This window comes from Pseudomonas nicosulfuronedens (assembly GCF_005877905.1).
GTDB lineage: Bacteria > Pseudomonadota > Gammaproteobacteria > Pseudomonadales > Pseudomonadaceae > Pseudomonas > Pseudomonas nicosulfuronedens.
Genome location: NZ_SWDV01000004.1, coordinates 114,532 through 136,621 on the forward strand (window position 1 = coordinate 114,532; position 22,090 = coordinate 136,621).

Here is a 22,090-nt window from a genome sequence, read left to right on the forward strand (position 1 = left end):
CTGCGAAATCCCGATTTCGAGGCGATCACCTTGCATTCTCCTGCTTTCAACTCCCGGCGCGCCCTGCGCTGGACTCCCGTTCTCTCCCTCTGTGCCCTCAGCTCGCAGCTCGTTGCGGCGCCGCTGGACCTGGCCGACGAAATCGTCAGCGCACCGTCGGTGGAGTCCACCACCGTGGCCGACATGGCCCGCTACGGCAGCAAGCTGGAGGTCATCGACCGCCAGCAGATCGAACGCGCCGGTCCCAGCGCCGACATCACCCGCGTGCTGCAGATGTACGTGCCCGGCCTGTTCGTTGCGCCGAAGAACGGCCCCTTCGACTACGGCACCTACTCGCTGCTGGGCGGGCGAAACGACGACACGCTGATCCTGCTGGACGGTGTGCGCCTGAACAACCGTCTCTACGGCGGCATCTACATCGACACCCTGCCGACCACCGCAGTGGAGCGCATCGAGGTGCTCAAGGGTGGCCAGGGCCTGCTGTTCGGCACCCAGGCGGTGAGCGGGGTGATCAACATCGTCACCCGCAGCGCGCGTTCGCGGGAGGCGACCGGCGAGGTGAACCTTGGCCTGGACACCTTCAAGGGCCGCAGCGGCGATGCCCGCGCTGAGAAAATCGTGCAGAACGGCCTGGGCGACCTCGGCCTGATGGCCTATGTCAGCCACAACCGCTCCGATGGCTACCAGCCTTACCGCGACCAGGACATGACCAGTACGGTCAGCGACAAGCGCCGCTCCTACGATGTCAACGTGTTCGGCGCCAAGGCCATCCAGGCCATCGGTGACGCCTCGCGGCTGGAGCTGTTTTACCAGTACGCCGATGCCGAGCTGGACTTCTCCCGGCCGACCTCCAACCACCACACCAGCAACAACCGTGTGCAGCAGATCGCCACGGCGACTTTCCAGCAGCGCGTCGGCGACGATTTCAGCTGGTTCGCCAAGACCCACATAAACGATTGGGACACCCGCTACGACCGCGTCTACAACCTGCAGGGTGGCGGCACTCAGGTGCTCAACCACAACGACTACTGGGGCTTCACCGACTGGGGTGCGCAGCTCGAAGGCAAGGCCCGGTTGGCCGGCGGCCACGAACTGGTCTTCGGCAGCGACAACCAGTGGTACAAGGGGCAGGACGATGTGCTGATCATCGACAACGACAAGGCCGAGTCCCACGCGCTGTACGCCCAGTTGCGGCCGAACATCGAGGCGTTGCCCGACTGGCATCCGAGCCTTGGCGTGCGTCGCGAGGAAATCTCCGGCGGCGAAGGCGCCACCGTGTGGATGCTCACCTCGCTCTACGACCTGACCCGGCAGCTCAAGCTGCGCGGCCAGTTCGGCACCGCCTTCAAGCTGCCCACCGCCGAGCAACTGTTCGTCAACGAACCGGGCGATGAAGTCGGTAACCGTGATCTCAAGCCCGAGCGCAGCCGCAACGCCGAACTGGGCCTGGACTACACCGGCGAACTGTTCGACCAGCCGTGGAGCGGCAGCGTCACCCTGTTCCGCCGCGAGATCACCGACCTCATCACCCTCGCGGGCGACCAGTGGGTGAACGGCAACGGCGAGATCGAGGTGCGTGGCGTGGAAGCCAACGGCCAGTGGCAGTTTGGCCGGCACTGGCAGGTCTCCGCCGACGCCACGCGCAACCTGGTGGATAGCCGCGAAGGTGTGACGGTGAACAACATCCCGCACTTCTTCGCTCGCGTGCGCCTGGGATACGACGACAGCCTCTGGGGCGCCGGACTCGCCACCCGCTACGTAGGCTCCATCGTCAGCGCCCAGGACGACGACTACGGCCATTACACCGTGCTCGACGGTGACGCCTACCGCTACCTCGACGCTGCCCGCGCGCACCGCCTGAGCCTGCTGCTGGAGAACCTGCTGGACCGTGACTACGCCACCGGCCGCACCAGCAACGGCATCCGTCAAGTGGACAACCTCGGCCGGCCGCGCACCGCCGAGCTGCGCTACACCTTCAGTTTCTGATGAAGGCCATCCTGCTGGTCGGCCCGCTGGCTGGAGCCCAGGGTGAGCACCTGCACCGCGAGGTCTCGGCGCGTTTCATCGGTGTCGAATGCATCGATACCGGTGAGGGGTTCGACTCGCTCTGGGCGCGCGTTCGCGAGCGGCTGGCCGAGGGCCGGGCGTTGCTGCTGGTGGACCTGGAGCCCACTGCCGATGGCGCCTATCTCGACTGGTTGCGTGCAGAGCTGGCTGTGCTGCTGGAGCAGTATCCGCAGGCACCGCCAGCGAAGGTCACAGCGTCGGCGCTCGGCCGGCGCGGGCTGGATGCGACGGCGGTGCTCGCAGCGATTGGCGATCCGGCGCAACAGCTGGATTGCCAGGGCGTCGGCGAGGTGCCGTCGCAGCCGGACTGGTCCGCGCCGCCGCCGCACCGGCACCATCTGTTCCTCTGTACCGGGCCGCGCTGCGTGCGGCGCGGTGCGCTGCCGCTATGGAAGACCCTGCGCCATGAGCTTATTCGCCTCGATCTCTACGAAAACGCCGAGGGTGCCTTGCTGACCCGCACCAGCTGCCAGTTCCCTTGCAATCGCGGGCCGATTCTGACGGTCTACCCCGAGCGCGTCTGGTACGGCCTGCGCAACGACGAGCAAGTGTGCCGGGTGGTGGCGGAGCACCTGCGTGATGGCTTACCGGTGGCCGAGCTGCGTGTGGATGACGAGCCATGAAGCGCACTCCGTTCTTTGTAGGCGCGAGTTTGCTCGCGAACCGCTTGGTGCCTTGGGCGCCCGGGAGGGTTCGCGAGCAATGACTAGGCGTCCCCCACGCTCCTACAGGTCAGCCCTGGTGCTTGGTTTGGCGCTGATGCTGTGCGTGACAGCGGCCTTTGCCCAGGACTACCACAACTGCGCCCAGACCTGGCAGATCGATCATCCGCCACAACGCATCCTCGCTCTCAACCAGCACGCCGCCGACCTGCTGCTGGCGCTGGGTGCCGGTGAACGGCTGATCGGCGTGGCCTACATCGATGACGATCTTGATCTGAAGAAAGGGAGCTATCGCGGCGTGCCGTTGCTGTCGCGCCAGTATCCGTCGGCGGAGGCGGTCTACGCGCAACGCCCGGACCTGGTAGTGGCCGGCTTCGCCTCGGCTTTCCGCCTGGGCAACCTGTCCCGCGGGGAACTGGCCGGCCACGGTGTCGCCAGCTACCTGCTGGATGCCGGTTGCGAGGAGCGACAGGACGATCTGTTCGCCGGTATCGAGACGGACCTGAAGACCCTGGGCGATCTGCTCGGCGAACCGCAGCGGGCGCGGCAGCTTATCCGCCGGCAACGCGCCGAACTGACCGAGGCGCGCCGCCACTTCGCCGGGAGCGCGCCGCTGGAAGTCTTCTACCTCGACAGTGCCAGCAATGGCCTGGAAAGCCAGGGCCGGCGCGGCGTAGTCACCCAGTTGCTGCACGCCGCCGGCGCGCACAACCTGTTCGAGGACGTCGATCTGGGCGGCTTCACCGCCAACACCGAACAACTGCTGGCGCGCGACCCGGATGTGATCCTGCTGGCTGACGCGTTGTGGTCCACTGCCGAGCAGAAGAGACGAGCGTTGCGCGCCGACCCGGTCCTCTCACGCCTGCGTGCTGTGCGTGAAGGGCGCTTCGTGGCGCTGCCTTTTACCCACCTGTTTCCCGGCGTGCACAGTGGCCAGGCCGCCCGCGAGCTGGCGCAGGCGCTGAGCCGGTTCTGAGCAGAGGCGTCTCGTCTGTTCGCCGCCCACTGTTCCTACCCAAGCGCCGGGGCCCGTGTTAGAAAGCGCCCATCGATCCTTCGGAGGTGGTCATGGGCAAGTTGCGCGTTGGGGTGATTTTCGGTGGGCGTTCGGCGGAGCACGAGGTGTCCCTGCAATCGGCGAAGAACATCGTCGACGCACTGGACCGTGAGCGTTTCGAACCGGTACTGATCGGCATCGACAAGGACGGCCGCTGGCACCTCAACGATGCCTCCGACTACCTGCTCAACCAGGAAAACCCGGCGCTGATCGCGTTGAACCGATCCAACCGCGAGCTGGCCGTGGTGCCGGGCAAGGCCGAGCAGCAACTGGTGGAAACCGGCAGCCGCCAACTGCTCGATCACGTCGACGTGATCTTCCCCATCGTCCACGGCACCCAGGGCGAAGATGGCTGCCTGCAGGGGCTGCTGCGTATGGCTGACATTCCCTTCGTCGGCTCCGACGTGCTGGGCTCGGCCATCTGCATGGACAAGGACGTGAGCAAGCGCCTGCTGCGCGACGCCGGCATCGCCATCACGCCCTTCGTTACCCTGACCCGTGCCAATGCCGCGCGCACGCCGTTTGCCGAGGCGCAGCGCAAGCTGGGCCTGCCGCTGTTCATCAAGCCGGCGAACATGGGCTCCTCGGTGGGGGTGAGCAAGGTCGAGGACGAGGCGGCCTATGACCAAGCTGTACGACTGGCGCTGGCCTTCGACGACAAGGTGCTGGTGGAGTCCGCCGTGAAGGGCCGCGAGATCGAGTGCGCGGTGCTGGGCAACGACCAGCCGATTGCCAGTGGCTGCGGCGAGATCGTCGTGGGCAGCGGCTTCTACTCCTACGACAGCAAGTACATTGACGAGGATGCGGCCAAGGTCGTGGTGCCGGCGGATATTCCTGTCGAGGCCAGCGAGCGTATCCGCCAGCTTGCCGTGGAGGCCTTCGTTGCCCTGGAGTGCTCCGGCCTGGCGCGGGTGGACGTGTTTCTCACCGAGAGCGGCGAGGTACTGATCAACGAGCTGAACTCGCTGCCCGGCTTCACCCGCATCAGCATGTACCCCAAGCTCTGGCAGGCCGCCGGGATGACCTACAGCGAGCTGGTCAGCCGCCTGATCGACCTGGCTATCGAGCGCCACGCCGCCCGCCGGAACCTGCAGACCAACCGCTGATCCGCTACCCGTCCCGTCCTTCTGCGCTACCCTGTGTGCCCGTCGCCCGGTATCGGGCGGCTGGCCCCGTGTCGCCATATCAGCCGCAAGCATGACAGCAGCAAGAAGGAGCACGAGATGAACACTGTGGTATTCGCCGACGGTACCGCCGTTCCCGCCATCGGCCAGGGCACCTGGCGCCTGGGTGAGGACAGCTTCCAGCGCAAGCGCGAGATTGCCGCCCTGCGCGAAGGCATCGAGCGCGGCTTGACCCTGATCGACACCGCCGAGATGTACGGCGAGGGTGGCTCGGAAGAGGTGGTCGGCGAGGCCATCGCCGGGCTGCGCGAGCAGGTCTTCCTGGTCAGCAAGGTCTACCCGCACAACGCCAGCCGGCGTGGCGTGGCCGAGGCCTGCGAGCGCAGCCTCAGGCGCCTGGGCACCGATTGCCTGGACCTCTACCTGCTGCACTGGCGCGGCCAATATCCGCTGGAAGAGACCGTCGAGGCCTTCGAGCGCCTGCGCGAAGCCGGCAAGATCAAGCGCTGGGGCGTGTCGAACTTCGACCTCGACGACCTGCAGGAACTGAACGAGCCGGCCTGCGCCACCAACCAGGTGCAGTACAGCCTGGAGGAACGCGGCATCGAGTGGGACCTGTTGCCCTGGTGCCAGGAACAGCGCATGCCGCTGATGGCTTACTGCCCGGTGGGACAAGGTGGTCGCCTGCTGCGCGACCGGGTGCTGGCGGACATTGCCGGCCGCCACGATGCCACTCCGGCGCGCGTGGCGCTGGCCTGGCTGATCCACCAGCCGGGGGTAATCGCCATTCCCAAGGCGGTCGACCCGCTGCACATCCGCGACAACGCTGCCGCGCTGCAACTGCGCCTGACGCCCGAGGACCTCGAAGCCCTCGACGCCGCCTTCCCGCCGCCGAGCCGCAAACGGCACCTCGCGGTGGTTTGAGTTCGACCTTGCATGCCCCGGTCGTCGCCCCCCGCGGCGCGGCTGGGGGGCGGTGCTAGCCTTCCCCCATGGCCAAGGTGGCCGGGAGGGCAGAGGCGATGAGCAACTACACGGCGGACAGCGCCGCCATCAACCGGGTACTCACGGACTATGTCGAGGGCATGACCTTCGGTGACGAGTCGCGCCTGCGCCAGGCTTTCCACCCGTCCTGCAAGATCATCGGCAACTACCATGGCGCGCTGGAGTGGTCCTCGCTGGATGAGTTCATCGGCGCTATCAAGGCTGAATCCCCGCCATCGGAAGGTGCGCCGCCGGCCTGGGAGCTGAAGTCGCTGGACATCACCGGCGACAGTGCGGTGGCCAAGGTCACCGACGAATTCCTCGGCATGCACTTCACCGACTACCTCTCGCTGCTGCAGGTCGGCAGCGGCTGGCAGATCATCAACAAGCTCTACTATCTGCACGAGTGACGTGGAACGCATCAGCCTGCGCGGTACGCCGGAAACCCTGCTGATCACCCTGTACGCCAAGGCGAAGGAGAGCGAGCTGCCCGACAGTCTGCTGCGCGACCGTTTCTCGCGGCGGGCCGTGGAGCAGATCGACTACGATTTCGCCCGCCTGCACATCGGCCGTGCCGAGCAGGTGGGTATCGCCTTGCGGGCGAAACTGTTCGACGACTGGGTGCGCGATTTCCTGGCGCGGTATCCGGCGTGCGTGGTCCTGCAGTTGGGCTGCGGGTTGGACAGCCGGGTGTTCCGAGTCGACCCGCCCTCCACCGTGCAATGGTTCGAGGTGGATTTCCCCGAAGTGATTGCGTTGCGCGAGCGCCTGTATCCCGCGCAGGAGAACTGCCACCTGCTGGCCACTTCGCTGACGGCGCCGGACTGGTGGCGTAGGGTGCCTACCGGGCGACCGGTGCTGCTCCTTTCCGAAGGCGTGCTGCCCTACGTGGAAGCGGATCAGGTTCCCAGGCTGCTGCGCGAGCTGGTGGCGTATTGCGAGCGGGGTGAACTGCTGCTCGACGGCTACAGTCGGCTGGGCATCCGCCTGTTGCAGTGGAACCCGATGATCCGTCGCACCGGCGCCGTGCTGCACTGGGGCATCGACGAGCCGCAGGAGCTGGAGCAGCAGGTGCCGTCCCTGCAGTTCGTCGATTCCATTGCCGCGTACGACCGTGCGCAGATCGCCCGGTTGTCCCTGGGCATGCGCCTTCTCTACGAGGTCACCCTGGCCATTCCGGCCATGCGCCGCCTGGGCCGGCTATTGCGCTATCGCTTCGGTTTGCCGGCCTAGGCGGAAGATGGCCGTGCCGACGCCTGGCTGCTTTACTGATGCGTCTACGACGACCTTGCGCAGGAGCGGTGCGATGAAGCTCGAGCCGTTGATGGAGATGAACGTGAAAGCCAGCGTGCCGGTGGATATCGGCCGCGTGCCGCAGGGGCAGCGGCTGATTTCGGCGGCGGGCGGCGGGACCTTCAAGGGCCAGCGGCTGAGCGGCGAAGTGCTGCCTGGTGGCGGCGACTGGATCCTGGTGGACAGCGACGGTGGCTGGCACCTGGAAGTGCGCCTGGTGCTGCGCACCGACGACGGCGCGCGTATCCTCATGCAGCACAATGGACTGCTGGTGGCCAACCCGAAGATCATTCACGCGGTCTCGCGGGGTGACAGTACCGAGTTCGGCGACACCTATTTCATGATCCAGCCGCGCTTCGAGGTCGGCGACGACCGCTACCGCTGGCTCAACCACCAGCTGGCGGTGGGCGAGGGGCGGCTGGGGCCCGGCTGGGTCGAATACCGTTTGTACTCTCTCGCCAATGGATGAGCGATGAAGAACAAGACTTGTCACACAGAGCGGGCACAGTGGGCGCATCAGGGATCCGGAGACGACGCCATGGCTCTGCCGCCTCACATGCAGCCCGACGACAAGGTCGTGCTGTTCGACGGTACCTGCCGGCTGTGCAATGGCTGGAGCCGCTTCCTCCTGCTGCATGACCGCGAGCGCCGCGTGAAGCTGTGCAGCGTGCAGTCCGCCGAAGGCCAGGCCATTCTCGACTGGTTCGGCCTACCCACCGAATACTTCGACACCATGCTCTACGTCGATGGCCGCGAAGGCTTCGAACGCAGCGACGCCTTCCTGCGGGTGATCGGCCAGTTGCCGGCGCCGTGGAACTGGTTGCGAGTGCTCTGGCTGGTGCCCCGACCGTTGCGCGACTGGTGCTACGACCGCGTCGCGCTCAACCGCTATCGTCTGTTCGGCCGCGAAGATATCTGCCTGATGCCGTCGCCACAGTACCGCGGGCGTTTTCTCGGCAATGACTAGCGCGGCCATCGCGCGGCTGGCGCTGGGGGTGGTGTTCCTCTATCACGGGCTGGTGCCCAAGCTGCTGTTCCTCAGCCCCGATGAAGTGCGGATGATCGAGGCCCACGGCTGGCCGTTGTCGACCCAGCGCATCGCCGAAGTGGCGGGAGCGGCCGAGATCGTCCTGGCCCTGGCCATCCTGCTGCTGCGCCGCAGTCGCTGGCCGCTATGGCTGGCGGTGATCGCGCTGGTCGGATTGCTGGCAGACGTGGCGTTGTTCGCCCCGGAATTGCTGCTGGGCGCGTTCAATCCGGTCTCCACCAATATTGCCGCCCTGGCGCTGTGCGCCATCGCCCTGCTGGGCGAGCGGGACGCGCATCGGGCGCGCCCCGCGCCGCTGCGTTAGAACGAACGGGAGACGCTGGCGACCACGGTCGCTGTGCACACATCGCCGAAGCCGAACTGCGTGCGGCATTCGTTCTGCGACAGGTCGGTGTCGATGTAGCTCACTGCCCAGTCGAAGCCCACCCATGCATGACTCAGCTTCGCCTCCCACTCGTGGTAGGTGTCGCGGGTGCTGCCGTCTCCGGAGAGGTAGAGCGGGTCCTTGGCGTCGTTGCGGCCGTAGCGCACGCGCAGCTTGAACTCGGCCGGCAGCTCGGCGTTGTAGGCCAGGTAGGTGTAGAGGTTGGCCTGGTCTTCGCCGAAGTAGGTGGGGTAATCGTTGCCATAGTAGGCCGCTACTTCGAAGCCATAGGCGTGGAGGATGGCGTAGGTGTCGCTCTGGTTGAACTGGCTTTCCTTCGGGTAGGCGTACTTGATGTAGCCCAGGTCCAGGGCGATGTCGTCGTTGGCCTGCCAGTACCAGCCGCCGTAGTAGTCGATTTCCTGACGGGTCTTCAGGCCGCCACCGAAATCGACGTTGGAACTCCACACGCCCAGGTAGGCGCCCGAAGCGTGCTGCAGTGTGGCGCCGACCTGCACGGCCGGGTCGTTCTGGGTCTGCGAGATGCCGCGGGTGCGGTAGTCGCTGAGCAGGGCGGTATCGATCTGCAGGTTGAAGTCATGGCCGAGCTCGACGGCCGGAGTGGAGGTGAACGGCGCGCAGGCGAGCAGCGCGCCGGCCAGCCAGAGGGGGCGATTCATGCGGGGAGTCCCTTTGTTGTGATTGTCTGTGGGCAGATGAAAAATCCCGCGCAGCACCGGCCCTCCCGGCTATGCCGAGGAGCGTGAAGGGAGTGCAGGGCTGGCGGGCAAGGCGCCGGGGCTGTTCAGACCCCGGCGCAGGAGCCCGGCTCAGAGAGCCGGTTGATCGTCGGCGCGGTAGACTTCGCGGCCTTCGAACAGGGTGCGAAGCACGCGCGCTTCGTCCAGTTGCTGGTCGGGCACGGTGAATACGTCGCGGTCGATCACCACCATGTCCGCCTGCTTGCCCGGTGCCAGGGTGCCGATCTTGTCGCCCAGGCCGATGGTCTGCGCGGCATTGCGGGTGTAGGCGTAGAACATGGTCTGGCGATCCACGCGCTCGGCGGCGTTGAGTACGCCTTCCTCACCCTGACGGGTGACGGCCTGGTAGATGGCCTTGAGCGGATCGGGCGTGGACACCGGCCAGTCGCTGGCGCCGGCAATGGTCGCGCCATTGTCCAGCAGGGACTTGGCCGGGTACATATAGCGGTAGGCCTCGTCGGCGATATAGGGCTTCACCAGCTCCACGGTGTAGGGTTCGGCGGTGGCCCAATCCAGCTGCATCGAAGCAATCACGTTCAGCTGCTTGAAGCGCGGGAAGTCCTTGGGGTTGACCAGTTGCAGGTGGGTGATCGAGTGGGTCACGCTGCTCTGCCGGTCCTTGCGTGCCTGGGCGAAGCCATTGAGGGATTCGCGTACCGCGCGGTCACCGATGGCGTGCACGTGCACCAGCCAGCCGCGCGCATCGGCGGCGCTGACCAGTTCGCCGAAGTGCTTCGGATCGATCAGCAGCTCGCCCGGCTTGTGGCTGTTCTTGTAGTCCTCCAGCAGCGCGGCGGATTGCGCGGGGAACTCGATCACACCATCGGCGAACACCTTGATGCCCGGCAGCGTCAGGTTCGGGATGCCCTGGAACTGCTGGCGGACCTTCTCGATCACGTCCAGGTCGGCCGGCGTGCTCTTCGGGTTGACCACCTGCAGTGCGGCGACGTGGGCGGTGAGCAGGCCATCGCGGGCCAGGTCGCGGTAAACCGGCAGCACGCCGACGGTCTTTTCGGTGGGCTTGATGGCGAACAGCGCCTCGCCAGGCGTGCCGTTGGCGGCCGGGTCCATCCAGGCGGTGATGCCGAGGCTGTTGTTGTACTTCACGGCAGCGATGCCGGCGCGGTCCATGGTGGCAGCGTCGGGAACCGGCATGGCGGCGGCGACCAGGTCGAACCCGGAGTCGACCAGGAAACCGGTGGGATTGAAGTCCTTGTCGTGGGCGACGTTCTGCTGCTCCAACGGGCTCAGGCCGCGCAGGCGCTTGGCGTCCAGCCCGGCGCGCTTGAGCATGGCGGCGTTGGCCCAGGCGGTGTGGTGGTCGCTGCCGATCAGTACCACCGGGGTGTCCTTCCACTCGCCCTGGTTGAAGCGCTTGGCCAGACCATCGGCCTGGGACCAGTAGGTGGAGTTCATGCCGTTCATGACCACCACGTCGTGCACCTTGGCCTTGCCGCTGTCGCGGTCCTGCTTCAGGCGCTTCTCGAAGGCGTCGAGGTCCATCTGCTCGTCCAGCAGGCTGGCGGAAATCAGCTCCAGGCCGCCGAAGATCGAGTGCGAGTGGCTGTCGATGAAGCCGGGCATCAGCACCTTGCCGGCCAGGTCGACCTGCTTGCTGGCGCTGCCGGCGAGCTTGCGGATGTCCTCGTTGGAGCCCACCTGCAGCACCTTGCCGCCGGCGACGGCCACGGCCTGCTGCAGCGGTTGGCCGGGCTCGGCGGTGAAGACCTTGGCGTTGTACAGGATCAGGTCTGCGTTCTGTGCCTGTGCTTCAAAAGTGCCGAGTGCGATGGCGAGCGCCAGCGCGCCCTTGAGCATGCCGTGCATGACTTCCCCTTGCTTTTCGTTGGATTATTGTTGGTCTGCGGCGCAGGCTACTGGCGGACCGAAGTGTGCGGAAGTCGCTGTCAGGCATAACACTTGTGAAGGATTAGCACGAATGACGATGGACAGATTCAGCAGCCTGGCGATGTTCGTCGCCAGTGCCGAGACCGGCAGTTTCAGCCGCGCTGCCGAGCAGTTGGGCAAGACGCCGTCGGCGGTGACCAAGGCGGTCGGCCAGCTGGAACTCGAAGTCGGCGCGCGCCTGTTCGAGCGCACCACCCGCAGCATGTCGCTCACCGAAGCCGGCCAGCTGTACCTGGACGGCGCGCGCGAGGTGCTGGCGCGGATGCGCGAGACCACCGAGGAAATCGCCCAGCTGCAACACAGCCTGCGTGGCGTGCTGCGCATCACCGGGCCGCTGATCGTCGGCCCGGTGTTCCTCGACCAGGCCTGCGCCGAATTCCTCGATCTGCACCCGGACGTGCGGCTGCAGGTGGACCTTTCCGACAGCTATGTCGACCTGCTTGACGGCCGCTACGACCTCGCCCTGCGCATGGGCAACAGCGACCTGCCGGGGCTGATTGCCCAGCCGCTGGCCGAAAGCCGCCTGGCCATGTGTGCCAGCCCCGCGTACCTGGAGCGGCGCGGCACGCCAAGGCACCCCAATGAGATCCCCGATCACGATTGCCTGGTCTATCGCCATCCGGCGCTGGATGATCGCTGGTGGTTCGACGTCGAGGGTGAACGTTTCTCGACCCCACGCACCGGCCGCCTGAACAGCGACAACCAGGCGGTACTGCTCACCGCCTGCCTGGCCGGGCACGGCCTGTTGCCGTGCCCGCGCTGGAGCGTGCTGGAGCACCTGCGCAGTGGCCGGCTGGTGACGGTGCTGGAGGACTACTTCTTCGAGCCGGACACCTTCGGCGCGCAGATCCTGGCGGTGTATCCGAGCAACCGCCGGGCGACCCGCAAGATCCACGCGTTCATCGAGCACCTGCGCGAGTATCTGCGCCGCGACGGCATTTTCTGATCGACTAGAGCAGCGCCCCCGCCCAGGCCGATACCAGCAGCAGGACCGCCATCAACTGGTTGAGCCGCTGCATCTGCAGCGGCGAGAGCAGGCGTTGGCTGCCGATGCCCAGGCCGGCCCAGACCGCCGTGCAGGGAATCGACACGAGGAAGAACAGCAGCGACAGCAACTGCACACGGTCCAGTCGATCCACGCCGTGGCCGGCGTAAACGCTGATCACTGCCAGCGCCATCATCCAGGTCTTGGGATTGACCAGTTGCAGTGCGGCAGCGCCGACCGCTCCCAGGCGCGCGGCGTCCGTGTCGCGCTCCAGGTCCGCTGGCGGGCTGCGGAAAATCTGCCAGGCCAGCCAGCTCAGCCAGAGCACGCCGACCACGCTCATCGCCTGTTGCACGCGCGGCGCACTGGCCAGTACCTCGCCCAGGCCGCTGCCCACCGCCAGCACCAGCGCCGCGGCGGCCGCGCAGCCGCCGAACATGATCGGCAACGCGGCGCTCCAGCCAAAGCGTGCGCTGTTGCTGAAGATCAGCAGGTTGGTCGGCCCCGGCGTGATCGAGGCGACGAAGGCGAAGAGGACGAAGGGCAGCCATTGGCCGAGCTGTGTGAGGTGCATGGCGGGAACTCCGGTAATCCGTGGGAGCTCATCTTCGCCAGTGCGGCGGGCTCAGTCTGGAAGCTTTGAGCAGCGCTTGCGGTAGTAAGCCGGTGTCACGCCATAGGCGCGGCGGAACCAGCGGCCGAGGTGGCTCTGGTCGGCGAAGCCAAGATCGGCGGCGATGTCTGCAGGTGCCAGACCCCGGCCGAGCAACTGCCGTGCGCGGGCCAGGCGCAGCTGGATCAGGTAGGCGTGGGGCGGCAGGCCGAAAGCCTGCTTGAACGCGCGGGTCAGGCGGAAGCGGTCGCAGCCGCTGGCGCGGGCCAGGTCGTCGAGGCCGATGTCGGCGGTCAGGTTGGCGTGCAGGAAGTCCCGCGCGCGTTGTGCCACCAGTGGCAGGTGAGCTTGCGTGGTGCCGCGCTGGCGCCAGTGCAGGTGGTGGGTCATGCCGTCGAGCAGTTCGTCCATGGCGCTCTGGCGCACGATTTTCAGGTCGTTGCCGTGCACGGCCTGGAAGGCATTGTCGATCCGCCTTGTCAGACGCGGATCATCGATCAGCAGCTCGGGCACGCTCAGCTGGCAGTTGCCCGGCGCCTCTTCGAACAGCGTGCCGATCTCGCGCTCGAGCCAGGGCGCATCGAGGTACAGGGTACGGTAGGTGAAGCCGCCCTCGGTGGGCGCTTCGCCGTCGTGGATGTCGCCGGGCTCAAGGAAGAACACCTTGCCGGTGGTACTGACGTAGCGCTGGTTGCGGCTGCGGAACTGCTGGACTCCGGATTCGGTGTAGCCGATCAGGTAGCTGTCGTGCCAGTGCGGGTCGTAGGCGTGGCCCTTGAAGTGCGCGCGCAGGCTCTGGATGCCGGTGTCGGCATCCTGCAGCAGGTCGATCCAGTTGTCTTTGTGCATGGGCCGCCTCCGCACCGCTTGCCCGGTCGGCCAGCATAGCGCGCGCAGGGTGGCTGTCTGGAAGATTCGTGCAGCCGGTGGTCGCGTGTCGTGAATCTTTCGCGCCGACGATAGGATGCACCCACGAGACAGTACGCACTCCAGGAGGGAGCCGATCATGGGGCAGGAATACAACCTGATGTTGATCGTCGCTGCGGCGCTCAGCGCTATCGCCGCTGCCGCGCACGTCGGCGTCGTGCTGGTCGGGCCGCGCTGGTATCGCCTGTTTGGCGCCGGGGAAAAGCTCGCGAGGGCAGCCGAGGCCGGGCGGGTCTACCCGGCGCTGATCACCTTCGGCATTGCCTTCGTGCTGTTCACCTGGGCCGCCTACGCACTTTCCGGGGCTGGAGTGCTGGCGCCGTTGCCGCTGCTGCGCCCAGCGCTGGTGGCGATCTCGCTGGTCTACCTGCTGCGCGGCGTGGCCGGCCCGTTCATCCTCAAGGGCACCGGGCGCAGCCAGCGCTTTATCTACGTCAGCTCGGCGATTTGCCTGGGGTTCGCGCTCGTGCACGGGGTTGGGTTGGCGCAGGTGTGGGGGCAGGTGGGGTAGCGACGCACCTTCCCAGTTGAGTTTTCGGTTTGCCAGGGAGCGCCCGTTGCAGGCGCTCCCTGATTTGTCCGATCAGCCGGCGGCGGCCTCGAAGCTGTCGCTGCGCGCCATGCGCCAGATGCGCTCGTAGAACTCGCCCTCGATGTTGCCTGAGAGCAGCTCGCCGGGTTTGAGGAAGTAATGCAGGTGCGAGAACAGGCGGATCTCGGTGGCCGAGACGCGGCGCACCAGGTGCTTGGCTTCCAGCTGCGACGGGTGCTGGAGGCCGGCGGCGGCGAGCATCTCGGCCAGGCCTTTGAGCGTGTTGCGATGGAAGTGGTAGACGCGCTCGGCCTTGTCCGGCACCACCAGGGCGCGTTGGCGCAGCGGGTCCTGGGTGGCGACGCCGGTGGGGCACTTGTTGGTGTGGCAGCTTTGCGACTGAATGCAGCCGATGGCGAACATGAAGCCGCGCGCCGAGTTGGCCCAGTCGGCGCCCATGGCCAGCACACTGGCGATGTCGAAGGCGCTGACGACCTTGCCGCTGGCGCCGATGCGGATCTTGTCGCGCAGGTTCAGGCCGACCAGGGTGTTGTGCACGAACAGCAGGCCCTCGCGCATCGGCAGGCCCATGTGGTCGGTGAACTCCAGCGGTGCGGCGCCGGTGCCGCCTTCCTTGCCGTCGACGACGATGAAGTCGGGGAGGATGCCGGTCTCGTGCATGGCCTTGGCGATGCCCATGAATTCCCATGGATGGCCGATGCACAGCTTGAAGCCCACCGGTTTTCCGCCGGATAGCTCGCGCAATTGGACGATGAAGTCGAGCAGGCCGTGGGGCGAGTCGAAGGCGCTGTGGGAGGAGGGCGAGATGCAGTCCTGGCCCATGGGCACGCCACGGGTGGAGGCGATTTCCGGAGTCACCTTGTGCTTGGGCAGGATGCCGCCGTGGCCGGGCTTGGCGCCCTGGCTGAGCTTGATCTCGATCATCTTCACCTGCGGGTCGACTGCCTGCTTGGCGAAGCGCTCGGGGCTGAAGGTGCCGTCGTCGTTGCGGCAGCCGAAGTAGCCGCTGCCCAGTTCCCAGGTCAGGTCGCCGCCGTACTCGCGGTGGTAGGGGCTGATGCTGCCTTCGCCGGTGTCATGGATGAAGCCGCCGAGCTTGGCGCCCTTGTTCAGCGCGCGAATGGCGTTGGCGCTGAGCGAGCCGAAGCTCATCGCCGAGATGTTGAACACCGAGATGGAGTAGGGCTGCTTGCACTCCGGGCCGCCGACGGTGACGCGGAAGGTGCAGGGGTCGGCCACCGGCGCGGGGCGGATGGAGTGGGCGATGAACTCGAAGCCCGACTGGTAGACATCGATCAGGGTGCCGAAGGGTTTGTCGGCGGTCTCGTTCTTCGCCCGCGAGTACACCAGGGCGCGCTGGGCGCGGGAGAAGGGCAGGGCCTCCTGGTCGCCTTCGAGCAGGTACTGGCGGATCTCCGGGCGGATGGCTTCCACCAGGTAGCGGATGTTGCCCAATACGGGGTAATTGCGGCGTACCGCGTGGCGTTCCTGCAGCAGGTCGAAGACCCCGAGCACACTCAGGGCGAAGGTGGTGAGGGTGAAGGGCCACACCCAGTCATGCCCGAGGAAGGGCAGGCTGAGCACGGTGAACAGGACGCACGCGGCAAAAAAGGCATAGCGGCTGAGGAGCGACAGGTTCATGGAATCTCCAGTCGTCGGGCTTTGATCACGGTAAGGTTGGCCAAAAGGGCCGTCACAGAGCATGGCAGGCATCGTGCGAACGTGCCTGGGCAAAGGTCAATGCAGCGGGCTTTCGGAAGATTTTCTAGTTCTGGCGGGCATCGACGGTAGCCCGAAGTTGGAAAAAAAGAAAGCAAGCTAACGATTTTATCCGGGGCTGAGAAAGCCTGTTTCGGGCACTGCAAGAAATCTTGTGTCTGGGCTGTTCGCGAGCAAGCTCGCTCCTACAGGACTGAAGCCGGTGCGCTCTTCGTAGGAGCGAGCTTGCTCGCGAACCACCATTCACTCGGGCTAACAGGCAATCACGTTGACCGCCAGCCCACCCTTCGCCGTCTCCTTGTACTTGTCCATCATGTCGCGACCGGTGTCGCGCAGGGTGTCGATGGCCTTGTCGAGGCTGACCAGGTGCTGGCCGTCGCCGCGCAGGGCGAGCTGGGCGGCGTTGATGGCCTTGAGCGAGGCCATGGCGTTGCGCTCGATGCAGGGCACCTGCACCAGCCCGGCGACCGGGTCGCAGGTGAGGCCGAGGTTGTGCTCCAGGCCGATTTCGGCGGCGTTCTCCACCTGTTCCAGGCTGCCGCCGAGGACTTCCGCCAGCCCTCCGGCGGCCATGGCGCAGGCCGAGCCGACTTCACCCTGGCATCCGACTTCCGCACCGGAAATGGAGGCGTTGAGCTTGCACAGGATGCCAATGGCGGCGGCGGTCAGCAGGTAGCGCTCGATGCCATCGGCGTTGGCGTTGCTGTCGTAGCGCGCATAGTAGTGCAGCACCGCCGGGACTATCCCGGCCGCGCCATTGGTGGGAGCGGTCACCACGCGCCCGCCGGCGGCGTTCTCCTCGTTCACCGCCAGCGCCCAGAGGTCCACCCAGTCCAGGGCGCCCAGGGTGGTGGCGATGAGGTTGCCGCTGTCCGCTTCGTTCAGCCGGCGGAACAGCATGGGCGCCCGGCGTCGCACCTTGAGGCCGCCGGGCAGCGTGCCTTCGGTTTCCAGGCCACGGTTCACGCAGGCCTGCATTTCATCCCAGATGTGCGCAAGGCCGGCGTGGATTTCCGCTTCGCTACGCACGGCCAGCTCGTTCGCCCACATCAGGTCGCTGATGCGTTTGAAACCGTGTTCATGACACAGGCGCAGCAGTTCCTCGGCGCTGTGGAACGGGTAGGGCATGGGGTTGCCCTGCAGCGCGCGGTCGGTGTTGAAGTCCTGCGCGTCCACCACGAAACCGCCGCCAACCGAATAACAGATGCGCTCGGCCAGCAGCTTGCCGTTGTCGTCCAGCGCCCGCAGGCGCAGGCCGTTGGGGTGGGCGGGCAGGCTGTCATCGTGGAAGACCAGCTGGCGTGCCGGGTCGAAGTCGATCTCCTGCACGCCGCCCAGGCGCAGGCGATGGCGCAGCAGGATGTCCTCCACCTGCGGGGCGAGGGCGGCGGGGTCGGCCTCGGCCGGGTCAATGCCGAGCAGGCCGATCAGGCAGGCACGGTCGGTGGCGTGGCCCTTGCCGGTGGCGCTGAGGGAACCGTACAGATGCACCTCCACAGCGGCGGTACGGCTGAGCAACTCGGCATCGCGCAGGCGGTCGACGAACTCGCGGGTGGCGCGCATCGGTCCTACGGTGTGGGAGCTGGATGGCCCGACGCCGGGCTTGAACATGTCGAAGACGCTGAGGCTCATGGCATTCCTCCTGTCCTCAAGCATGGACCCGCACAGGCACGATTGCTCACCCGCCGCTCGACGGCAGGCTGCAAGGGTGCCCGTTGGGCATGGTTCGTTCTTACGGGAGAGTGCGTAGGATGGGTGGAGCGCAGCGATACCCATGCTGCTGGCGCCGTGATTGATGGGTATCGCTACGCTCCACCCATCCTGCAAAAACGCTGTCAGCCCTGCGCCTGGAGGAACAGCGAGAACAGTTCCGACTGCGACTTGATCCCCAGCTTGGCGTACATGTGCTTGCGGTGCACCTTCACCGTCTCGGCGGAGATCGCCAGCTTGCGGGCGATCTCTTTGCTCGAGCAGCCGCTGAGCATCAAGCGGCCGACTTCCAGCTCACGGGCGGTGAGCGGGGTTTCCATCTGCTGGGCGGTGGACTCCAGGCGGTTCTGCCAGCGCGGCGGCGGGGGAGCCTCCTGCACTTCGCGCTCGAAGACCATGCGCTGGCGCATCAGCCCGGCGACCCAGGGTTGCACCAGGGCGAGCAGGGCGATCTGCTCCGGGGTGAAGCGGCCCTTGCTGCCTACCGAGCAGCACAGGGTGCGCTCGCCGTCGAGCTGCACGTTGATCTGCACTTCGTCGGCGACCACGTTGAGGCTGAAGTAGCGCTGGAAGTAGTCGGTCTGCTCGAACATCTCCGGTGCCACGTCATCGAGGCGGAACAGCCCGCTGCCGGGCGCCTCGCGGCTGGCGATGTAGAAGGGATCGAGCAGATAGAGGCCCTTGAGGTAGTCCTGGAACAGTGGATCGGGGCCGCCATCCTCGCCTGGACATTCTGCGAATACCTGGGGGCGACCATCGCTGAAGAGCAGCACCACCCAGCTGTCGAAGGGGACATACTGACCCAGCAGGCGCACCAGAGAGGTCCAGAAGTTCGGCTTGTCCAGCGCCTCGATCAGCTGCCCGACCGAACGATGCCAGGCGATATCCTGAAGGGAAAGGCTCATGACTCTACCCCCGATGGGTTACCACGCGGGCGTAATTACCCGGTGATGGCACGCCCGGCATACTCGGTGGATGCCTTGAGCCGGCGCGGTGCGCATTTTGACCCTTTTGCGTTGCGCGGTCACTGGAATACAAGAATCCGAGGAAGCCCCATGAAAGTAGAACTCGTCCAACTCGCCGGCCGTGATGGCGACGTGGTCTGGAACCTGGCCCGCACCCTGGAGGCCATCCACGCCTGCGCCGACGACACCCAGCTGGTGGTGTTCCCCGAGACCCAGCTGACGGGCTTCCCCACCGAGCAGAACATCGCCGCCATCGCCGAGCCGGTGGACGGCCCCAGCGTGCAGGCTGTTCAGCGTGCCGCACGGGAGAAGAACACTGCCGTCGCGGTGGGCTTTGCCGAAGCTGCCGATGGCCGCTTCTACAACACCACGCTGCTGATCACTCCCGAAGGCATCGCCCTGAAATACCGCAAGACGCACCTGTGGGCGTCGGACCGCGGCATCTTCACCCCCGGCGACCGCTACGCCACCTGCCTGTGGAACGGCATCCGCGTGGGCATCGTGATCTGCTTCGACATCGAATTCCCCGAGTCCGCCCGTGCCCTGGGCCAGCTCGGTGCCGAGCTGATCATCGTGACCAACGGCAACATGGACCCCTACGGCCCGACCCACCGCACCGCGATCATGGGCCGCGCCATGGAAAACCAGGCCTATGCCGTGATGGTCAACCGCGTTGGCGAAGGCGATGACGGCCTGGTATTCGCCGGCGGCAGTGCGGTGGTCGACCCCTACGGCCAACTGATCGTCGAAGCCGGCCGCGAAGAGTGCCGGCAGATCGTCGAGCTGGATTTCGAGCGCCTGGCGCAATCGCGCCGCGACTACAGCTACCTGGCCGAGCGCCGTTTCGTGCTGCCGGGCGAGATGCGCGAGCACGACGATGGCCTGCGCGAGCTGATCATTCCCGCCTGAGTTTCCCCTCCGGCCTTCTGCAGGGCCGGGGCGCAGGGCAGCGCCGATACAGCGTTATTTCAAGATCGACGGGCGACGAGAGCGCCCGCGGGGCCTGCGGGTGAGCGCAGGCCAGCAACTTAGTACTGCCATAACAAACACAACGCGGAGTAAGCAGTAATGGCTCGACTCAAACGAACCCTGTCGCTGGGTTCGGTGGTGCTGTTCGGCATCGCCTACATGACCCCGATCATCGTCCTCGGCACCTTCGGCATCCTCGCCGACGTCACTCGCGGCGTAGTCCCCTCGGCCTACCTGGTCGCCTCCGTGGCCATGCTCTTCACCGCGCTCAGCTATGGGCGCATGGCCGCCGCCTTCCCGGTGGCGGGCTCGGCCTATACCTACGTGCGCAAATCGATCAGCCCGAAACTGGGCTTCCTCGCGGGCTGGGCCGTGCTACTGGATTACCTGTTCCTGCCGATGGCCATCTGGCTGATCGGCGCGGCCTACCTGCATTCCGCCTTCCCGGCCGTGCCCCAGGCCCTTTGGGTACTGGCGTTCATTGGCGTGACCACCGCGATCAACGTGGTCGGCCTGCGCCTGGCGAAGAACATCAATGGCGTGCTGATGCTGGTGCAGTTCCTGGTGCTGATTGCCTTCGTCGGCCTGGCCATCCACTACATCATGGGGGATGGCAGCCGCCCGCTATGGACCCTGGAACCCTTCCTCAAGGAAGGCACCCAGCTGCCGCTGATCATGGGCGGCGCGGCCATCGCCTGCTATTCCTTCCTGGGCTTCGACGCGGTCAGCACCCTGACGGAAGAAACCCACGAACCGCGCAAGACCATTCCGCGCGCCATCCTGCTGATCACCCTGATTGGCGGCGGCATCTTCATCGCCGCCAGCTACTTCGTACAGCTCGCGCACCCGTCGGTGGAGTTCCAGAACGCCGATTCCGCCGCGTATGAAATCGCCCGCAACATTGGCGGCGACCTGTTCGTCAGCTTCTTCCTGATCGGCCTGATCGTCGGCCAGTTCACCTCCGGGCTGTCGGCCCAGGCCAGCGCCTCGCGCCTGCTGTTCGCCATGGGCCGCGACGGCGTGCTGCCGCGCCCGTTCTTCGGGCGCATCAGCAAGCGCTTCGAAACCCCGGTGAACAGCATCGTGCTGTGCGGCGTGGTGGCCCTGCTGGCACTGCACATGGACGTCACCACCTCCACCTCGTTCATCAACTTCGGCGCCTTCCTGGCCTTCAGCCTGGTGAACCTCTCGGTGATCTTCCACTACTACCTCAACGCCGAGCGCCGCGGCCTGCGTGAGCTGGTGCTGTTCCTGCTGTTCCCGCTGATCGGCCTGCTCGCCGACCTGTGGCTGATGGTCAGCCTCGACCACCTGGCGATCTGGCTCGGCGCCACCTGGCTGGTGCTCGGTGTGATCTACCTGGCGGTGATTACCAGTGGCTTCCGCCAGCAACCGCCGGAGATGCATTTCGAGGAGGCGTGAGCCCCGCGCGGGGCTATGCTGGGGACTCCGAGTCGTGATGCCCGAGGAGATCCCGCCATGCCCCGCCTCACCCTCTACCATTCGCCCCAGACACGCTCCAGCGGCACCCTGGTGCTGCTGGAAGAACTGGGCGCCGAGTACGACCTCGAACTGATCAACATGAAGGCCGGCGAGCAGCGCAAGCCGGCGTACCTCTCGGTCAACCCGCTGGGCAAGGTCCCGGCGATCCGCCTCGGCGAATCGCTGGTCACCGAGCAGGGCGCGATCTTCATCTACCTCGCCGACCTGTTCCCCCGAGCGAATCTCGCTCCGGCCCTTGACGACCCGCTGCGCGGCCCCTACTTGCGCTGGCTGGTGTTCTACGGGTCCAGCTTCGAGCCGGCCATCGTCGACCGAGCCCTGAAGCGCGATGCCGCCCCACAGGCCATGAGCCCCTACGGCGATTACGACAGCGTGATGCGCGCCCTCGCCGAGCAGCTGGAAACCGGCCCCTACCTACTGGGTAACCGCATGACCGCCGCCGATGTGCTGTGGGGTGCAGCCCTGCGCTGGACCATCGGTTTCGGCGTGGTGCCCAAGCTGCCGGTGTTCGAACGGTATGTGGAGCTGGTGACCTCGCGCCCGGCCTTCAAACGGGTGTGGGAGCGGGATGTGCAGTGGGCGGAGGAACACGCCCGTGCGGCAGAAGCAAAAGCGCCCTGACACCGGACTAAGTACCGGGCCAGAGCCATAGGAGAAATTCCGTCTGCCGTGGCGGTCCCGCCGCGTTTTGCGGAATCGGTCTCAGGTAATGTGGGAAGATTCCTTTTTTCTTGTGGCCTTATTTTCTGCCGCAGCACGTTGGTCAATGATGGCCTCAACGCCGCGTAACCCCATCACTCGGCGCTGCTGGAACCATAAGAACCACAGGTGTTGATCGACGATGTCCCCGATGGCCCATCCGCAAGGATGGGCCTTTT

At 66.1% G+C, this 22,090-nt stretch carries 22 protein-coding genes; 15 read left to right on the plus strand and 7 right to left on the minus strand.

The features are described from left to right. Positions 1-30 precede the first annotated feature (30 nt). The 10 genes from FAS41_RS05930 to FAS41_RS05975 all read left to right on the plus strand — a co-directional run bounded on the left by FAS41_RS05930 (position 31) and on the right by FAS41_RS05975 (position 8,539). Positions 31-1,986 (plus strand): TonB-dependent receptor plug domain-containing protein, encoded by a 1,956-nt coding sequence (locus FAS41_RS05930; RefSeq protein ID WP_171049446.1) that lies wholly within the window; start codon positions 31-33, stop codon positions 1,984-1,986. Beyond that, positions 1,986-2,690, plus strand: coding sequence for a (2Fe-2S) ferredoxin domain-containing protein (locus FAS41_RS05935; RefSeq protein WP_138520689.1), 705 nt, complete (start codon positions 1,986-1,988; stop codon positions 2,688-2,690). Before FAS41_RS05930 ends, FAS41_RS05935 begins: the two co-directional genes overlap by 1 nt. Before the next feature lie 79 nt (positions 2,691-2,769). Further along, the gene (locus FAS41_RS05940; protein WP_246084818.1) at positions 2,770-3,705 is read left to right on the plus strand and encodes an ABC transporter substrate-binding protein; all 936 of its coding nucleotides are present in this window, start codon (positions 2,770-2,772) and stop codon (positions 3,703-3,705) included. 92 nt (positions 3,706-3,797) lie between these two features. Then, positions 3,798-4,892, plus strand: a complete 1,095-nt coding sequence (gene ddlA / locus FAS41_RS05945; RefSeq protein ID WP_138520690.1) for a D-alanine--D-alanine ligase — start codon at positions 3,798-3,800, stop codon at positions 4,890-4,892. 117 nt (positions 4,893-5,009) lie between these two features. Beyond that, positions 5,010-5,834 (plus strand): aldo/keto reductase, encoded by an 825-nt coding sequence (locus FAS41_RS05950; RefSeq protein WP_138520691.1) that lies wholly within the window; start codon positions 5,010-5,012, stop codon positions 5,832-5,834. 98 nt (positions 5,835-5,932) lie between these two features. Further along, the gene (locus FAS41_RS05955) at positions 5,933-6,304 is read left to right on the plus strand and encodes a nuclear transport factor 2 family protein (protein WP_138520692.1); all 372 of its coding nucleotides are present in this window, start codon (positions 5,933-5,935) and stop codon (positions 6,302-6,304) included. Position 6,305: 1 nt separating this feature from the next. After that, on the plus strand, positions 6,306-7,127 hold the full coding sequence (locus FAS41_RS05960; protein WP_138520693.1) for a class I SAM-dependent methyltransferase: 822 nt from the start codon (positions 6,306-6,308) through the stop codon (positions 7,125-7,127). Between the two features lie 73 nt (positions 7,128-7,200). Beyond that, entirely contained in the window at positions 7,201-7,656 is a 456-nt protein-coding gene (locus tag FAS41_RS05965; protein WP_138520694.1) for a DUF3237 domain-containing protein, read from the plus strand. Between the two features lie 69 nt (positions 7,657-7,725). Further along, positions 7,726-8,154, plus strand: a complete 429-nt coding sequence (locus tag FAS41_RS05970; RefSeq protein WP_138520695.1) for a thiol-disulfide oxidoreductase DCC family protein — start codon at positions 7,726-7,728, stop codon at positions 8,152-8,154. After that, the gene (locus FAS41_RS05975; protein ID WP_138520696.1) at positions 8,147-8,539 is read left to right on the plus strand and encodes a DoxX-like family protein; all 393 of its coding nucleotides are present in this window, start codon (positions 8,147-8,149) and stop codon (positions 8,537-8,539) included. The genes FAS41_RS05970 and FAS41_RS05975 overlap by 8 nt, the downstream gene beginning before the upstream one ends. On the opposite strand, the gene FAS41_RS05980 is transcribed toward FAS41_RS05975, so the two are convergent. Both FAS41_RS05980 and FAS41_RS05985 read right to left on the minus strand, forming a co-directional pair. Further along, complete coding sequence (locus FAS41_RS05980) at positions 8,536-9,279, minus strand: TorF family putative porin (protein WP_138520697.1); 744 nt, start codon at positions 9,277-9,279, stop codon at positions 8,536-8,538. The genes FAS41_RS05975 and FAS41_RS05980 overlap by 4 nt on opposite strands. A gap of 150 nt (positions 9,280-9,429) precedes the next feature. Further along, a complete protein-coding gene (locus tag FAS41_RS05985) occupies positions 9,430-11,187 on the minus strand; it encodes an amidohydrolase (RefSeq protein ID WP_138520698.1) in 1,758 nt (585 codons plus the stop codon). 118 nt (positions 11,188-11,305) lie between these two features. Here FAS41_RS05985 and FAS41_RS05990 point away from each other — a divergent pair, with 118 nt between their 5' ends. Further along, positions 11,306-12,214 (plus strand): LysR family transcriptional regulator, encoded by a 909-nt coding sequence (locus FAS41_RS05990; protein ID WP_138520854.1) that lies wholly within the window; start codon positions 11,306-11,308, stop codon positions 12,212-12,214. Between the two features lie 4 nt (positions 12,215-12,218). Here FAS41_RS05990 and FAS41_RS05995 read toward each other — a convergent pair whose 3' ends face one another. Together FAS41_RS05995 and FAS41_RS06000 are read right to left on the minus strand one after the other, a co-directional pair. Then, complete coding sequence (locus FAS41_RS05995; protein ID WP_138520699.1) at positions 12,219-12,827, minus strand: LysE family translocator; 609 nt, start codon at positions 12,825-12,827, stop codon at positions 12,219-12,221. Positions 12,828-12,878: 51 nt separating this feature from the next. Further along, entirely contained in the window at positions 12,879-13,715 is an 837-nt protein-coding gene (locus FAS41_RS06000) for an AraC family transcriptional regulator (protein ID WP_138520700.1), read from the minus strand. 157 nt (positions 13,716-13,872) lie between these two features. Here FAS41_RS06000 and FAS41_RS06005 point away from each other — a divergent pair, with 157 nt between their 5' ends. Then, the gene (locus FAS41_RS06005; protein ID WP_138520701.1) at positions 13,873-14,304 is read left to right on the plus strand and encodes a hypothetical protein; all 432 of its coding nucleotides are present in this window, start codon (positions 13,873-13,875) and stop codon (positions 14,302-14,304) included. Between the two features lie 72 nt (positions 14,305-14,376). Here the strand turns inward: FAS41_RS06005 and FAS41_RS06010 are convergent, their stop codons facing one another. From FAS41_RS06010 to FAS41_RS06020, 3 genes are all read right to left on the minus strand, one after another. Next, complete coding sequence (locus FAS41_RS06010; RefSeq protein WP_138520702.1) at positions 14,377-15,987, minus strand: FMN-binding glutamate synthase family protein; 1,611 nt, start codon at positions 15,985-15,987, stop codon at positions 14,377-14,379. Positions 15,988-16,317: 330 nt separating this feature from the next. Then, the gene (locus tag FAS41_RS06015; protein WP_138520703.1) at positions 16,318-17,697 is read right to left on the minus strand and encodes an L-serine ammonia-lyase; all 1,380 of its coding nucleotides are present in this window, start codon (positions 17,695-17,697) and stop codon (positions 16,318-16,320) included. A 203-nt stretch (positions 17,698-17,900) separates the two neighbouring features. Next, positions 17,901-18,680: a helix-turn-helix transcriptional regulator gene (locus FAS41_RS06020; protein ID WP_138520704.1), complete on the minus strand. Its 780-nt coding sequence runs from the start codon at positions 18,678-18,680 to the stop codon at positions 17,901-17,903. Between the two features lie 150 nt (positions 18,681-18,830). Between FAS41_RS06020 and FAS41_RS06025 the strand changes: the two genes are divergently transcribed. From FAS41_RS06025 to FAS41_RS06035, 3 genes are all read left to right on the plus strand, one after another. Further along, entirely contained in the window at positions 18,831-19,649 is an 819-nt protein-coding gene (locus FAS41_RS06025; protein WP_138520705.1) for a carbon-nitrogen hydrolase family protein, read from the plus strand. 159 nt (positions 19,650-19,808) lie between these two features. Then, the gene (locus FAS41_RS06030; RefSeq protein WP_138520706.1) at positions 19,809-21,131 is read left to right on the plus strand and encodes an APC family permease; all 1,323 of its coding nucleotides are present in this window, start codon (positions 19,809-19,811) and stop codon (positions 21,129-21,131) included. Positions 21,132-21,188: 57 nt separating this feature from the next. After that, on the plus strand, positions 21,189-21,833 hold the full coding sequence (locus FAS41_RS06035; protein ID WP_138520707.1) for a glutathione S-transferase family protein: 645 nt from the start codon (positions 21,189-21,191) through the stop codon (positions 21,831-21,833). The last annotated feature ends 257 nt before the right edge of the window (positions 21,834-22,090 follow it).